This window comes from Kosakonia sp. HypNH10 (assembly GCF_029850615.1).
GTDB classification, from domain to species: domain Bacteria; phylum Pseudomonadota; class Gammaproteobacteria; order Enterobacterales; family Enterobacteriaceae; genus Kosakonia; species Kosakonia cowanii.
The window spans coordinates 1-14,384 of sequence record NZ_JAOTIU010000005.1 but is presented as its reverse complement, the minus strand read 5'-3'; the positions used below and the strand labels follow the sequence as shown (position 1 = coordinate 14,384).

Genomic DNA, 14,384 nt, shown 5'->3' with positions numbered 1-14,384 from the left:
TTTCTGTTGCTTAATTGCAAGCCTACGCAGACAGGAGTTAAAAAATGAAAACCGCCTACATCGCAAAACAGCGCCAGATTGCCTTCGTGAAATCCTTCTTCTCTCGCCAGCTGGAAGAGAAACTGGGCCTGATTGAAGTGCAGGCACCGATCCTCAGCCGGGTAGGGGATGGCACGCAGGATAACCTGTCGGGTTGCGAGAAAGCGGTACAGGTCAATGTGAAGACGCTACCGGATGCCCGCTTTGAAGTGGTGCACTCGCTGGCAAAGTGGAAACGTCAGACGCTTGGGCAACACGATTTTAGCGCGGGAGAAGGGCTTTACACCCATATGAAAGCCCTGCGCCCCGATGAAGATCGCCTCTCGCCCATTCACTCCGTTTATGTGGATCAGTGGGACTGGGAGCGCGTACTGGGCGACGGTCAGCGCCAGCTGGCAACCCTGAAATCGACCGTCGAGGCGATCTGGTCCGGGATCAAAGCGACCGAAGCCGCGGTTAGCGAAGAGTTTGGTCTGGCACCGTTCCTGCCAGAGCAGATCCACTTCGTGCACAGCGAAATGCTGCTCAGCCGCTTCCCGCACTTAGATGCGAAAGGGCGCGAAAAAGCGATTGCCAAAGAGCTGGGCGCTGTCTTTCTGATGGGGATTGGCGGCAAGCTTAGCGACGGCAAGCGTCACGATGTTCGCGCGCCGGATTATGATGACTGGAGCACGCCAGCCGAAGCTGGTTTCAGCGGCCTCAACGGCGATATCCTGGTGTGGAACCCGGTGCTGGAGGATGCACTGGAGCTCTCATCGATGGGGATCCGCGTTGACGCCGAAGCGCTGAAGCGCCAGCTGAAACTGACCGGCGATGAAGAGAGGCTGCAACTTGACTGGCACCAGGCGCTGCTGCGCGGTGAGATGCCGCAAACCATCGGCGGCGGCATTGGTCAGTCGCGTCTCACCATGCTGCTGTTACAACTCTCGCACATCGGCCAGGTGCAGTGCGGCGTATGGCCCGCCGCCGTACGTGACGAGGTTGCCGGCCTGCTTTAACGCCGCCAGCGGCGCAGCAAGCGGCTGCGCATCCCGGTATCAAAGCGCCAGATATGGTCAAAGATGCGCATGATGCCGGGCTTACCGTGGGCTGACATCGCCACCGCGTGAAAGCGGTGTTGATGCAGCTGTTGCAGCTCCTTTACCTTACCTATCACCTCGTCCGGCAGTCGCTGGGCGATAAAGTCAGAGATCACCACCGCATCGGCGTCATACCACTCGCCGCCCTGCATCCGCTCGATCACCGCCCGAAAGCAGCTCGCCAGATCGGTGCCGCCGCGAAAGCGCTGGCTCAGAAAGCGGATCGCCTGCTCCAGCCCGCTATCGCAGGTCAGTTCATAACGCACCACTTCGCTGGAGAAGAGCATAATAAAGCAGCGCCGTTTGTCCGCCAGCGCCACGCGCATCAACGCCAGGCAGAAGGCTTTCGCGCACTGTTCGTTGAAGCCGCCCATGGAACCCGAGGTGTCGACGCAGACAATAAACGGCCCGCGCGGCTGCTCATCAAAATCCTGATGAATAACCGGACGCTCAGTGATCTTTTCGTGCCAGGCATCGCCGTGAAGCCGGTAGGTCAGCAGCTGCTTCTCCACCAGCCGCCGGTAAAACTCATACTCCAGCTCGGTAATGCCGAGGGTCGCCAGTTCAGGCGGCAGCAGGCGCAAAATATCATCGCTTTGATGCAGGCCATCGACCTGCTCCGGCACTGTCGATGGCTCGCGCACCAGGCTGCGGAAGGTCTCCATCGGGGCGTCTTTACGTGGCACCGAACGTGCCTCCCGCGAACGGCCCAACTGCTCTGCCAGCTGCTGGAGTTCGGGCTGCTCTTTGAGGAAATCACCATATTTGACGATCAACTGGTAATCACCGCGTTTTAGCTGCCCGGCGCTCATATCCCATAACCTGCCGGCCGCGTTCTCATTTTCAATCAACACCGGTTCAAGCTGGCCGCTGAGGGTCATGCGCGCCTGCACTTCACTCAGCAGTTGTTCGCGCTCCTCCTCCAGCAGTTGCTGGTTAAAGGCGGTGGTCTGCACCACCAGGCTCAGACGCCAGCGCTGAAGAAACAGGGTATGCAGGGCCGGGGTGAAGGCCGGGTTATCGCTGACCATCTGGCGAGCCTGCGCCGCGAAAGGGGATTGCACCTTATCAAGCAGCGCCAGGGTTTGCGGCAGCTGAACGGTAAACTGCGAGGTGGAGAGCAGCTGGCTCTGCTGAAAGGCGAGCACCTCTTCCGCCAGCGTTTTGGGTACTTCCGCCTCTTTAAGGTGCTTTTTTAACGCTTCACGCCAGCGCGGCAGATCTTCCGTAATGGCATGCTTGAGCTTGGGAAACTTTTCAAAAAAGATCGCCAGCTGCGGCGAGGCGAGTAAGAGGATAATAAGATCCTCTATCAACGCCTCTTCGCTGATGGTCAGCATCACATTGAGCGTATCGAGTGGGATCATTGACGCGCCTGTTGGATCTGCGCTCTGACATCCTGCAGGCTGGCTTCAATGCGACCCAACCAGTCGCTGGAGATAAACAGACACTTCTGCTGTTCGCTAAAGCGGGTGTGCTGCTGGTGCCAGGTGGTGTCCAGCGCTTCCAGTTGCTGCCTGATCTCATCCGGCACGTTCTCTGATGCAGTACCCGGCAGCGCCAGGCGCGAACTCTGCAAACTGACATCGCGCACCAGCAGGTGCTGGCTGGCATCCACTTCCATATTAAGCGGCTGGGCAAAGCCAATGCCGTTAAGTTTGCCGCGGATCTCGCCCCCTTTCGTCAGCCACTGCTCCAGCGCGCTGCGCTCAAGGGTAATGTGGATAACGTTGAGATCGTGCAGTTTCAGCGGCTGCTGTAGCAGAAGCGTCAGCACCGGCTCGGTCAGATCCGCAGGAAGTTCGTAGTGGGGACGACGACTGAACATGCCGCCCTGACGTTCCACTCTAAGTGCGGTTTTATCGCTTTGCTGCTGCTGAAGTTGCAGGTGTCGCTGGGCTATCGCACTCAGTTGCGTCACCATCGCCTGCTGCTGCCAGGCGTGCCCGGTCATCAAAACGTCAAGCTGCTGTTGCAGCAGGCGCAGACTTTCCGCGTCGTGCCACAGGCAATCTTTCAGCAGAATCAGATCGATGGGGGCCACTGCGTCGCGGCCGCTGAACAGGGCACTGGCCTGTAACAGGCGAATTGCTTTTTTCCAGCGCCGGTCGGAAACATACGGCGCGTTCGGCAGGGTATCCAGCTGCTGGCGCAGGGTGTAAATCAGCTCAAACACCGGTTCCGGCAGCGCCACCTGTGAAATGTCATGCTGCCAGCGAATGTACTCTTCGTCAGTGATTTGCAGTTCCGCCGGAACCGGGTTTTCACTCTCACTCTGCTGGCTGATAAGCATTGAGCGGAAGTTGCTCTTCTCCTGCACTTTGTCGAGCCAGAGACGAATCAGCATACGGTCATAGAGCGCTTCGAGGCTGCTGTCCGCTTCCGGTAGTTCGTTAGAGGCTGCTACCAGCAAGCGCATCGGAATGTGATCTTCGCTGGCACCGTTACGGAAACGGCGTTCGTTAATGGCGGTCAGCAGGGTGTTAAGGATCGCCGGGCCTGCTTTCCAGATTTCATCCAGAAAGACGATTTCCGCTTCCGGTAAATAGCCGCTTGTGAGACGCTCATAGCGCCCTTCATCTTTCAGCGCCTGAATGGAAAGTGGGCCGAAGACCTCTTCCGGCGTAGAGAAACGGGTCATTAAATATTCAAAGGCGCGGGCATTTTTGAAGGCGAATTTCAGGCGGCGGGCAATCAGGCTTTTGGCGATACCCGGTGGACCCAGCAGGAATACGCTTTCGCCGCTCAGGGCGGCGAGCAAACAGAGCCTGATCGCATGGCTGCGCTCAAACAGGCCTTTCTCCAGCGCGCTGCTGAGGCGGGAAATTCTTTCTGCTAATAGATGTAAGTGAGCCATAATGAATCTGCGTCCTTTCGCCGTGGTTTCCGGCTTGTCAGAGCGATTATAAACGTTCCTGAAAGTGCCTGTAATAGACTGAAGAACGGCTTTGTTTTCATTGAGCCAGATTAATGTGGTTGCATTTAGGGGTACGATTCCGTCGATAATCGTGCATACTGTGCGCTTTTTGTGGGCCAAGGGACTAAGCACACATAATTGCATTCAATCAAAAGATTAGTCTATGAGCACTGATAAGAAACAATCGTTACCCGCGGTCACTCTCGCGGCAATTGGGGTTGTCTACGGTGATATTGGTACCAGCCCACTCTATACACTGCGTGAATGTTTATCTGGCCAGTTCGGCTTCGGCGTTGAGCGCGATGCCGTCTTTGGCTTCCTGTCGCTGATTTTCTGGCTACTGGTTTTTGTCGTCTCGATTAAGTACCTCACCTTCGTAATGCGGGCGGATAACGCCGGTGAAGGCGGGATCCTGACGCTGATGTCGCTGGCCGGGCGTAACACCTCCGCCAGGATGACCTCGGTGCTGGTGATTATGGGCCTGATCGGCGGCAGCTTCTTCTATGGCGAAGTGGTAATTACGCCCGCCATCTCGGTGATGTCGGCCATCGAAGGCCTTGAGATTGTCGCCCCCTCCCTCGACACGTGGATTGTGCCCCTTTCCATCGTGGTGCTGACGCTACTGTTTGCGATTCAAAAACATGGCACCGGGCTGGTGGGCAAACTCTTCGCGCCGATTATGCTGGCGTGGTTTTTGATTCTGGCGGTGCTCGGCGTACGCAGCATTATTGCCAACCCGGAAGTGCTGCAGGCGCTTAACCCGATGTGGGCGGTTAACTTCTTCTTGCAGTACAAAGCCATTTCGTTTGTTGCCCTCGGTGCGGTAGTGCTCTCTATTACCGGTGTGGAAGCGCTCTACGCGGATATGGGCCACTTCGGTAAGCTGCCGATCCGCGTGGCGTGGTTTAGCGTGGTGCTGCCATCGCTGGTGCTGAACTACTTTGGCCAGGGCGCGCTGCTGCTGAAAACCCCCGAAGCGATTAAAAACCCCTTCTTCCTGTTAGCCCCTGAATGGGCGCTTATCCCGATGCTGATTATCGCCACGCTGGCGACGGTGATTGCCTCGCAGGCGGTCATTTCCGGTGTATTCTCCCTGACGCGCCAGGCGGTACGCCTTGGTTATCTGGCGCCGATGCGGATTATTCACACCTCGGAGATGGAGTCCGGACAGATCTATATCCCGTTTATCAACTGGCTGCTCTACTTCGCGGTGGTGCTGGTGATTGTCAGCTTCGAGCACTCCAGCAACCTGGCGGCGGCGTATGGTATTGCGGTGACCGGTACCATGGTGCTGACCACCATGCTCTTCACCACCGTGGCGCGCAAAAACTGGCACTGGAATAAGATTCTGGTCGGCATGCTGCTGCTCTTCTTCCTCTGCATCGATGTGCCGCTCTTCTCGGCGAACCTCGATAAGATTGTCTCCGGCGGCTGGCTGCCATTGAGCCTCGGTCTGGTGATGTTCCTGGTGATGACCACCTGGAAGAGCGAGCGTTTCCGCCTGCTGCGCCGGATGCATGAGCACGGTAACTCGCTGGAAGCGATGATCGCCTCGCTGGAGAAATCACCGCCGGTTCGCGTGCCGGGAACAGCGGTTTATATGTCCCGCGCGCTGAACGTCATTCCTTTTGCGATGATGCACAACCTGAAGCACAACAAGGTGCTGCATGAGCGTGTGATCCTGCTGACGTTACGCACGGAGGACGCGCCTTATGTGCATAACGTTCGCCGCGTGCAGATTGAGCAGCTTTCGCCCACTTTCTGGCGCGTAGTGGCAAGCTACGGCTGGCGCGAAACGCCGAACGTCGAAGAGGTGTTCCACCGCTGCGGGCTGGAAGGGCTGAGTTGCCGGATGATGGAAACCTCCTTCTTTATGTCCCACGAGTCGCTGATCCTCGGTAAACGTCCGTGGTATCTGCGCCTGCGCGGTAAGCTCTACCTGGTATTGCAACGCAACGCCCTGCGCGCGCCGGACCAGTTTGAGATCCCACCGAACCGGGTTATCGAACTCGGAACGCAGGTCGAAATCTGACACCTTTCAAACCCCTCCCTAAGAGGGGTTTTTGCTATCAATTGCCAGAAATTTCCCTTAAGAAAGCTGCGCCGTTTTTTTCACCATCGCGATGAGCGAAACGTTTCGATTTCGATCACACTTCTTCAATCAGGCGATAGTTTTCAGAACAATCTTCGTACTACACTGCCGTCAGCGAAACGTTTCGCTCATGGAGCAAAAATATGAAAAAAGGTTGTGTTCTGAACACTGATATTTCTTCTGTCATCTCTCGTCTTGGTCATACCGATACGCTGGTGGTGTGTGATGCCGGGTTGCCGGTGCCGCGCAGTACGCAACGCATTGATATGGCGTTAACCCAGGGCGTGCCTTCCTTTATGCAGGTGCTGGAAGTGGTGACCGCGGAAATGCAGGTTGAGGCCGCAATCATCGCGTCGGAGATCAAGCAGTTGAATCCGCAGCTCCACGAAACGTTGCTCACTCACCTTGAGCAGCTGCAGCAACACCAGGGGAATACCATCGAAGTGCGGTACGTTACGCACGAACAATTCAAAAAAGAGACCGCAGGTAGTCAGGCGGTTATTCGCAGCGGGGAGTGTTCCCCGTTTGCGAATATCATTCTCTGTGCCGGCGTCACCTTCTGAGGCGATCATGGACGCATTACTGCAACTTAAAGGCATTGATAAATCCTTTCCCGGCGTTAAAGCCCTCTCCGGCGCGGCGCTGAACGTCTATTCCGGCCGCGTGATGGCGCTGGTCGGTGAAAATGGCGCCGGAAAGTCGACAATGATGAAAGTGCTGACCGGCATCTACAGCCGTGACGCCGGTTCGCTGCTCTGGCTGGGTAAAGAGACCACCTTCAGCGGGCCAAAATCCTCTCAGGAAGCGGGCATCGGCATTATTCACCAGGAGCTGAACCTGATTCCTCAGCTCACCATTGCCGAGAACATCTTTCTTGGCCGCGAGTTTGTTAACCGCTTCGGCAAAATCGACTGGAAAAAGATGTTCGCCGAAGCCAACACGCTGCTGGCCAAACTCAATCTGCGTTTTAAAAGCGATCGCACGGTAGGCGAGCTATCTATTGGCGATCAGCAGATGGTCGAAATCGCCAAAGTGATGAGCTATGAGTCGCAGGTCATCATTATGGATGAGCCGACCGATGCGCTGACCGATACCGAAACCGAGTCGCTGTTTCGCGTGATCCGCGAGCTGAAAGCGCAGGGGCGCGGCATCGTCTATATCTCCCACCGTATGAAAGAGATCTTCGAGATCTGCGATGACGTCACCGTGTTTCGCGACGGGCAGTTTATTGCCGAGCGTGAAGTCGCGACGCTGACGGAAGATACGCTGATTGAGATGATGGTCGGCCGCAAACTGGAAGATCAATATCCGCGTCTGGACAAAGCGCCGGGCGAAGTGCGGCTTCAGGTCGATAATCTCTGCGGGCCGGGGGTTGATAACGTCAGCTTTACGCTGCGCAAAGGCGAGATCCTCGGCGTTGCCGGGCTGATGGGCGCCGGGCGTACGGAGCTGATGAAAGTGCTGTATGGCGCACTGCCGCGCACCCGCGGATATGTCACCCTCGACGGTCATGAAGTGATCACGAGGACGCCGCAGGATGGGCTGGCGAACGGCATTGTTTACATCTCCGAAGACCGCAAGCGCGACGGGCTGGTGCTCGGCATGTCGGTAAAAGAGAACATGTCTTTGACCGCGCTGCGCTACTTCAGCCGCACGGGCGGCAACCTTAAGCATAAAGAAGAGCAGCAGGCGGTAAGTGATTTTATTCGTCTCTTCAATGTTAAAACGCCGTCGATGGAGCAGCCGATCGGTCTGCTCTCCGGTGGTAATCAACAAAAAGTGGCGATTGCGCGCGGTCTGATGACCCGCCCGAAAGTGCTGATCCTCGATGAGCCCACGCGCGGCGTGGACGTGGGGGCGAAGAAAGAGATTTACCAACTTATTAATCAGTTCAAGGCCGATGGCCTGAGCATCATTCTTGTTTCGTCGGAAATGCCGGAAGTGTTAGGCATGAGCGATCGGATCATGGTGATGCATGAAGGGCATCTCGGCGGGGAATTCACGCGCGAGCAGGCCACTCAGGAAGTGTTGATGGCTGCCGCTGTGGGCAAGCTTAATCGTGTGAATCAGGAGTAAGAGAGATGACTACCCAGGCCGTTTCTGGTCGCCGCTATTTCAGCAAAGCGTGGCTGATGGAACAAAAATCGCTGATTGCCCTGCTGGTGCTGATCGCCATCGTTTCGACCATGAGTCCCAACTTTTTTACCGTCAATAACCTGTTGAATATTCTCCAGCAGACCTCTGTGAACGCCATTATGGCGGTGGGCATGACGCTGGTGATCCTGACCTCGGGAATCGATCTGTCCGTCGGTTCTCTGCTGGCGCTCACTGGTGCGGTCGCCGCTTCGCTGGTGGGTATGGAGGTGAATGCGCTGGTGGCGGTCGCCGGTGCGCTGGCGCTGGGCGCGGCGGTGGGTGCTGTTACCGGCACTATCGTCGCCAAAGGCCGTGTTCAGGCGTTTATTGCCACGCTGGTGATGATGCTGCTGCTGCGCGGCGTGACGCTGGTTTACACCAACGGCAGCCCCGCCAACACTGGTTTTACCGCTAACGCCGATATTTTTGGCTGGTTCGGTATCGGTCGCCCGCTCGGCGTGCCGACCCCGGTGTGGATCATGGCCGTTGTCTTTATTGCTGCCTGGTATCTGTTGCATCACACCCGTCTGGGGCGCTACATCTATGCGCTGGGCGGTAACGAAGCGGCGACACGTCTCTCGGGTATCAGCGTCGATAAAGTCAAAATTATCGTCTACTCCCTGAGCGGCCTGCTGGCCTCGCTGGCGGGCATTATCGAAGTTGCGCGTCTCTCTTCAGCGCAGCCGACCGCGGGCGCAGGTTATGAACTGGATGCGATTGCCGCGGTAGTGCTGGGCGGAACCAGCCTTGCCGGCGGGAAAGGTCGTATTGTTGGGACATTGATCGGCGCATTGATTCTTGGCTTCCTCAATAATGGCCTGAATTTGTTGAGCGTTTCTTCCTATTACCAGATGATCGTTAAAGCAGTGGTGATTCTGCTGGCGGTGCTGGTAGACAACAAAAAGCAGTAATTCCCTACACAACAGGACTCATGAACATGAACATGAAAAAACTGGCCACTCTGGTTTCTGCTGTTGCCCTGAGCGCCACGGTAAGTGCGAACGCGATGGCGAAAGACTCTATTGCTCTGGTGATCTCGACCCTGAATAACCCCTTCTTCGTGTCGCTGAAGGATGGTGCGCAGAAAGAGGCCGACAAACTGGGTTATGACCTGGTGGTGCTGGACTCGCAGAACAACCCGGCGAAAGAGCTGGCCAACGTCCAGGATTTAACGGTCCGCGGCACCAAGCTTCTGCTGATCAACCCGACCGATTCTGATGCGGTTGGTAACGCCATTAAGATGGCTAACCAGGCAAAAATCCCGGTGATCACGCTCGACCGCGTCGCCAGCAGCGGTGAAGTGGTAAGCCATATCGCCTCTGATAACGTGCTCGGCGGTAAAATCGCCGGTGATTACATCGCCAAGAAAGCGGGCGAAGGCGCGAAAGTGATCGAGTTGCAGGGCATTGCCGGGACTTCCGCCGCGCGCGAGCGTGGTGAAGGTTTCCAACAGGCGGTTGCTGCGCACAAATTCAAAGTCCTCGCCAGCCAGCCGGCTGACTTCGACCGCACTAAAGGTCTGAACGTGATGCAGAACCTGCTGACTGCGCATCCGGACGTGCAGGCAGTATTTGCCCAGAACGATGAGATGGCGCTCGGTGCGCTGCGCGCGCTGCAGACCGCGGGCAAAAGCGACGTGATGGTGGTCGGCTTTGACGGTACGCCGGATGGTGAAAAAGCAGTAAACGACGGCAAACTGGCCGCTACCGTTGCCCAGCTGCCGGAGCAGATTGGCGCGAAAGGCGTTGATACCGCAGACAAAGTGTTGAAAGGCGAAAAAGTTTACGCTAAAAATCCGGTTGACCTGAAACTGGTCATCAAGCAGTAACAGAACGTTCAGGCTCGATGTACGTTCTGTCAGCCTGAGGGACAAGGTAATAAAAGAAAAGCATGGCACGCGCCACCGTTCGCGGTGGCGCACTTTATGGACACGCTCATCATGAAAACCGCAGGCAAACTCGTCGTTCTTGGCAGTATCAATGCCGATCACATTCTTAACCTTGAAGCTTTCCCGACACCCGGCGAAACCGTAACCGGCAACCACTATCAGGTTGCATTCGGTGGCAAAGGGGCCAATCAGGCGGTCGCGGCCGGACGCAGCGGCGCGGATATCGCGTTTATCGCCTGCACCGGCGATGACGATACCGGCGCGCGGGTGCGTAAGCAGCTCGCCAGCGACAACATTGATGTGGCACCCGTCAGCGTGGTTGCGGGTGAGTCGACCGGCGTGGCGCTGATTTTCGTTAACGGCGAAGGGGAGAATGTCATCGGTATTCATGCTGGCGCGAATGCGGCGCTCTCCACCGAACGCGTGGCTGAGCAGCAGACGTTAATTGCAAATGCGTCAGCGCTGTTAATGCAGCTGGAATCACCGGTTGAGAGCGTGCTGGCGGCTGCCCGTATCGCACAGCAAAACCAGACTACGGTCGCGCTAAACCCCGCCCCGGCCCGGCAACTCTCTGATGAGCTGCTGGCGCTGGTGGACATCATTACCCCCAACGAGACCGAAGCGGAAAAACTCACCGGCATCGCGGTCACCAGTGATGATGATGCGGCGCGTGCCGCGCGGGTGCTGCATGATAAAGGCATACGTACGGTCATCATTACTCTCGGCAGCCGCGGCGTGTGGGCCAGCGTAAACGGTGAAGGCAAGCGCATTCCGGGCTTCAAGGTGAAAGCCATTGATACCATCGCTGCGGGCGACACCTTTAATGGCGCGCTGATGACTGCACTGCTGGAAGAGAAGCCGCTGGATGAAGCGATCCGCTTCGCCCATGCTGCGGCGGCTATCGCCGTGACGCGCAAAGGGGCGCAGCCTTCTGTTCCGTGGCGTAATGAGATTGATGATTTTCTTGCTCAACAGGGGTGACGCGTGGCCACCATGAAGGATGTTGCCCGCCTGGCGGGCGTTTCCACCTCTACCGTCTCCCACGTTATTAACAACGATCGCTTTGTCAGTGAGGCGATTCGCGAAAAGGTGGATGCCGCGATTACGTCGCTGAACTATGCCCCTTCCGCGGTGGCGCGCAGCCTGAAGCTTAAACAGACGCGCACGATTGGGATGCTGATCACCGCCAGTACCAACCCTTTTTACTCTGAGCTGGTGCGCGGAGTAGAGCGCAGCTGCTTCGAGCGTGGCTACAGCCTGGTGTTATGCAATACCGAAGGTGACGAGCAGCGGATGAATCGCAATCTGGAAACGCTGATGCAAAAGCGCGTCGACGGGCTGCTTCTGCTCTGCACCGAAACGCATCAACCTTCGCAAGTCATCATGAGCCGCTACCCCTCGATTCCCACCGTGATGATGGACTGGGCGCCGTTCGATGGCGACAGCGATCTGATTCAGGACAACTCGCTGCTGGGCGGCATGATGGCGACGGAGTATCTCATTCATAAAGGGATGACGCGTATCGCCTGTATTACCGGCCCGCTGGATAAAACGCCCTCCCGGCTGCGGCTGGATGGGTACCGCGAGGCGATGGCGCGCGCCGGGTTAACGATTCGTGACGGCGACGAGATCGAAAGTGATTTTGAGTTCGGCGGTGGCCTGACGGCGATGCAGCGTCTGCTGGCGATGGATGAGCGCCCGCAGGCGGTGTTTATCGGCAATGATGCGATGGCGGTCGGCGCTTATCAGGCGCTCTACCAGGCGGGGTTGTCGATCCCGCAGGATATGGCGATTGTCGGTTACGACGATATCGAGCTGGCGCGCTATATGACACCGCCGCTCACCACCATCCATCAGCCAAAGGATGAACTGGGTGAGCTGGCAATTGATGTGCTGATCCACCGTATTGCCGATCCGAGCCTGCAACAACAGCGTCTGCAACTGACACCGGTCCTAATGGAGCGCGGCTCAGCCTGATTTTTTGTGGCGCTCCTTAATCAGGTTGCGGCCATCTTTCGCCTTCAGCAGCATAAAGGTTAAAGCGGAGACCACCGTTACTGCGCCCATCGTGATAAAGGTGTAGTGGAACTGCTCAACGGTGTTGGTGCCATCAACCCCTTCATAAAAACGCAGCACCGCTGCGCTCACGGCGACACCGAGGCTTATCGACAGCTGCTGCGTTACCGCCAGCACGCTATTGCCGCTACTGGCGTTCTCATCCGTTAAGTCGGCAAGGGAGATGGTGTTCATGGCGGTAAACTGCGTCGACATCGCCATGCCTAATATGAACAGCGGCAGCACCAGCATCCAAATCGCCATCGCCTGAGTTTGCAGGGCGAACTGCGCAATCATCACGCCAATAAAGAGCGTGACGCCAACCAGCGTTTTGCGATAGCCAAACCAGCGCAGGATCTGCGTGACGGTCGATTTCGCCAGAATCGAGCCCAGAGCGGTCGGTGCCATCATGCAACCAGCAATCAGCGCCGGATAGCCAAAGCCAACCTGCAACATCAGTGGCATTAAGAAAGGAACGCAGCCGGTGCCGAGACGCGAAGCGATATTCCCGGCGATGCCGACGGAGAAGGTGCGGGTCTTAAACAAGTTGAGCGAGATAAGCGGCGTCGGGTGGCGGCGGGCATGGCGAATATAGAGCAGCAGCAGGGCGATGCCGCTGAAGATGATGGTAAGGGCAAGCCAGGTTTCGACTACTTTCTCGCCGAACAACTCCATCCCGCTGGAGAAGAGCACCAGGCTTAAGCCGAATAACAGGAAGCCCCACATATCGAAGCTGCGGCGCGGGGTGGTGAAGTTCGGCATATATTTACGCGCGTAGAGTAACCCGGCGACACCAATAGGAATATTAATCAGGAAGATCCAGTGCCAGCTTGCCCAGGTAACCAGCACGCCACCCATTACCGGGCCAAGAATCGGCCCGACCAGCCCCGGCATGGTGACAAAGTTAAGCACCGGCAGTAATTCACTGCGCGGATAGGCGCGCAGCAGGGCAAGGCGCGCGACCGGCATCATCATCGCCCCGCCAATCCCTTGAATCACGCGGAAGACAACCAGCATGCCCAGGGAGTTGGAGAGGGCGCAGGCCAGCGAGCCGAGGGTGAATAGGCTGACGGCTAACATAAAGATGCGCCGCGTACCGAAGCGGTCGGCCAGCCAGCCGCTGACCGGAATAAGCATCGCGACGGTCAGGGTGTAGCTGATAATGGCGGACTGCATCGCCAGCGGCGAACGGTTAAGACTTTGCGCAATAGCGGGGAGGGCGGTGTTAAGGATGGTGGCGTCGAGCGCCTGCATAAAAAAGGCCATCGCGGCTATCCACGGCAGCCCGGCCATACTGCGCCCTTTCTTCTTTGTCATACTCATTCCTTTAATTAGGCGAATTCAACAATCTCTGGCACGCCTGAAACGCACTATCCCCGTCGCTTTCCTGAATCGCATCGACGATAGCCTGGTGAAGATCCAGCTTAATCACTTCGTTTTCAGTAATAGAGGTGAAGTAAGTATGGTAAACCGAGTGGAAAAGTGTGGCGAAAGACATAAGGAAAGGATTACCGCTCATGGTGTAGATATGTTCATGCCACGCCATGTCCACCTCTATCCAGCGTTCACGGTTAAACGCCTTTTTCAGGCACACCATCTCTTCCATTAATGTATTCAGATAAGCCTTTTGCCCGGCGCTTGCAAGTGTGGCAGCGAGAAGACAGGCCTGCGGCTCGAGGCTGGCGCGCATAACAAGAAAGTGTTGGATCACTTCCTGGAAATTGTCTTCGCTCATCCACCATGAGAGCAGCTCGGTATCAAGGAAGTTCCAGTTCCCCTTCGGCATCACGCGCGTGCCGATGCGCGGGCGGGGTAAGACCATGCCCTTCGCGGTTAACGTCTTTATTGCCTCTCTCACTGCGGTACGGCTTACGCCAAACTTCTCGCCGAGCTCCATCTCGCCGGGCAAAATGGCTCCCGGCGCGTACTCTCCTCTCAGGATCTGCTGCGCCAGTTTCTCGGCTATGACCCAGGAGATGTTTTTCTGCGCGGCAAGTTGCTGTGCGTTTAAAGGCATTTCTCACTTCCTTCTTCTTTATTTCACTCGGTAGTATGCCATTCGATATCTATAAGTGGTGGTAAAAACAGCGATACCCGCTATTTATGCCGCTTTTAACCGCACTTTGTTGAAAAAAAACACGGTTGAAAAGTTTTTTGAAATTAGGGGTTGTCAGGGGA

The 14,384-nt window shown here is 56.7% G+C and carries 12 protein-coding genes; 8 read left to right on the top strand and 4 right to left on the bottom strand.

Annotated elements, in window-relative coordinates; genetic code table 11:
- Nucleotides 1-44 precede the first annotated feature (44 nt).
- The gene (asnA, locus tag N7V53_RS15295) at nt 45-1,037 is read left to right on the top strand and encodes an aspartate--ammonia ligase (protein WP_279793889.1); all 993 of its coding nucleotides are present in this window, start codon (nt 45-47) and stop codon (nt 1,035-1,037) included.
- On the opposite strand, the gene viaA is transcribed toward asnA, so the two are convergent.
- Nucleotides 1,034-2,485 (bottom strand): ATPase RavA stimulator ViaA, encoded by a 1,452-nt coding sequence (gene viaA / locus N7V53_RS15290; protein ID WP_139567942.1) that lies wholly within the window; start codon nt 2,483-2,485, stop codon nt 1,034-1,036. The genes asnA and viaA overlap by 4 nt on opposite strands.
- Nucleotides 2,482-3,975 (bottom strand): ATPase RavA, encoded by a 1,494-nt coding sequence (gene ravA / locus N7V53_RS15285; RefSeq protein ID WP_279793887.1) that lies wholly within the window; start codon nt 3,973-3,975, stop codon nt 2,482-2,484. The genes viaA and ravA overlap by 4 nt, the downstream gene beginning before the upstream one ends.
- Nucleotides 3,976-4,198: 223 nt before the next feature.
- Between ravA and kup the strand changes: the two genes are divergently transcribed.
- The 7 genes from kup to rbsR all read left to right on the top strand — a co-directional run bounded on the left by kup (nt 4,199) and on the right by rbsR (nt 12,128).
- The gene (gene kup, locus N7V53_RS15280; protein WP_076769276.1) at nt 4,199-6,067 is read left to right on the top strand and encodes a low affinity potassium transporter Kup; all 1,869 of its coding nucleotides are present in this window, start codon (nt 4,199-4,201) and stop codon (nt 6,065-6,067) included.
- 203 nt (nt 6,068-6,270) lie between these two features.
- On the top strand, nt 6,271-6,690 hold the full coding sequence (gene rbsD / locus N7V53_RS15275; protein ID WP_279793886.1) for a D-ribose pyranase: 420 nt from the start codon (nt 6,271-6,273) through the stop codon (nt 6,688-6,690).
- A 7-nt stretch (nt 6,691-6,697) separates the two neighbouring features.
- Nucleotides 6,698-8,203: a ribose ABC transporter ATP-binding protein RbsA gene (gene rbsA, locus N7V53_RS15270; RefSeq protein ID WP_279793884.1), complete on the top strand. Its 1,506-nt coding sequence runs from the start codon at nt 6,698-6,700 to the stop codon at nt 8,201-8,203.
- Between the two features lie 5 nt (nt 8,204-8,208).
- Nucleotides 8,209-9,174: a ribose ABC transporter permease gene (gene rbsC, locus N7V53_RS15265; protein WP_042711909.1), complete on the top strand. Its 966-nt coding sequence runs from the start codon at nt 8,209-8,211 to the stop codon at nt 9,172-9,174.
- A gap of 26 nt (nt 9,175-9,200) precedes the next feature.
- Entirely contained in the window at nt 9,201-10,091 is an 891-nt protein-coding gene (gene rbsB / locus N7V53_RS15260; RefSeq protein WP_076769274.1) for a ribose ABC transporter substrate-binding protein RbsB, read from the top strand.
- Between the two features lie 111 nt (nt 10,092-10,202).
- Nucleotides 10,203-11,132, top strand: a complete 930-nt coding sequence (gene rbsK, locus N7V53_RS15255) for a ribokinase (RefSeq protein WP_279794093.1) — start codon at nt 10,203-10,205, stop codon at nt 11,130-11,132.
- A gap of 3 nt (nt 11,133-11,135) precedes the next feature.
- A complete protein-coding gene (gene rbsR, locus N7V53_RS15250; protein ID WP_279793882.1) occupies nt 11,136-12,128 on the top strand; it encodes a ribose operon transcriptional repressor RbsR in 993 nt (330 codons plus the stop codon).
- Here rbsR and mdtD read toward each other — a convergent pair.
- The gene (gene mdtD, locus N7V53_RS15245) at nt 12,120-13,523 is read right to left on the bottom strand and encodes a multidrug transporter subunit MdtD (protein ID WP_279793881.1); all 1,404 of its coding nucleotides are present in this window, start codon (nt 13,521-13,523) and stop codon (nt 12,120-12,122) included. The genes rbsR and mdtD overlap by 9 nt on opposite strands.
- Nucleotides 13,524-13,533: 10 nt before the next feature.
- Nucleotides 13,534-14,223 (bottom strand): FadR/GntR family transcriptional regulator, encoded by a 690-nt coding sequence (locus N7V53_RS15240; protein WP_279793879.1) that lies wholly within the window; start codon nt 14,221-14,223, stop codon nt 13,534-13,536.
- Nucleotides 14,224-14,384 lie beyond the last annotated feature (161 nt).

Coding starts and splice junctions, on each gene's coding strand:
- rbsC (WP_042711909.1), top strand. CDS start 8,209: ATGACTACCCAGGCCGTTTCTGGTCGCCGCTATTTCAGCAAAGCGTGG.
- asnA (WP_279793889.1), top strand. CDS start 45: ATGAAAACCGCCTACATCGCAAAACAGCGCCAGATTGCCTTCGTGAAA.
- rbsA (WP_279793884.1), top strand. CDS start 6,698: ATGGACGCATTACTGCAACTTAAAGGCATTGATAAATCCTTTCCCGGC.
- kup (WP_076769276.1), top strand. CDS start 4,199: ATGAGCACTGATAAGAAACAATCGTTACCCGCGGTCACTCTCGCGGCA.
- mdtD (WP_279793881.1), bottom strand. CDS start 13,523: ATGACAAAGAAGAAAGGGCGCAGTATGGCCGGGCTGCCGTGGATAGCC.
- N7V53_RS15240 (WP_279793879.1), bottom strand. CDS start 14,223: ATGCCTTTAAACGCACAGCAACTTGCCGCGCAGAAAAACATCTCCTGG.
- rbsB (WP_076769274.1), top strand. CDS start 9,201: ATGAACATGAAAAAACTGGCCACTCTGGTTTCTGCTGTTGCCCTGAGC.
- viaA (WP_139567942.1), bottom strand. CDS start 2,485: ATGATCCCACTCGATACGCTCAATGTGATGCTGACCATCAGCGAAGAG.
- rbsD (WP_279793886.1), top strand. CDS start 6,271: ATGAAAAAAGGTTGTGTTCTGAACACTGATATTTCTTCTGTCATCTCT.
- rbsK (WP_279794093.1), top strand. CDS start 10,203: ATGAAAACCGCAGGCAAACTCGTCGTTCTTGGCAGTATCAATGCCGAT.
- ravA (WP_279793887.1), bottom strand. CDS start 3,975: ATGGCTCACTTACATCTATTAGCAGAAAGAATTTCCCGCCTCAGCAGC.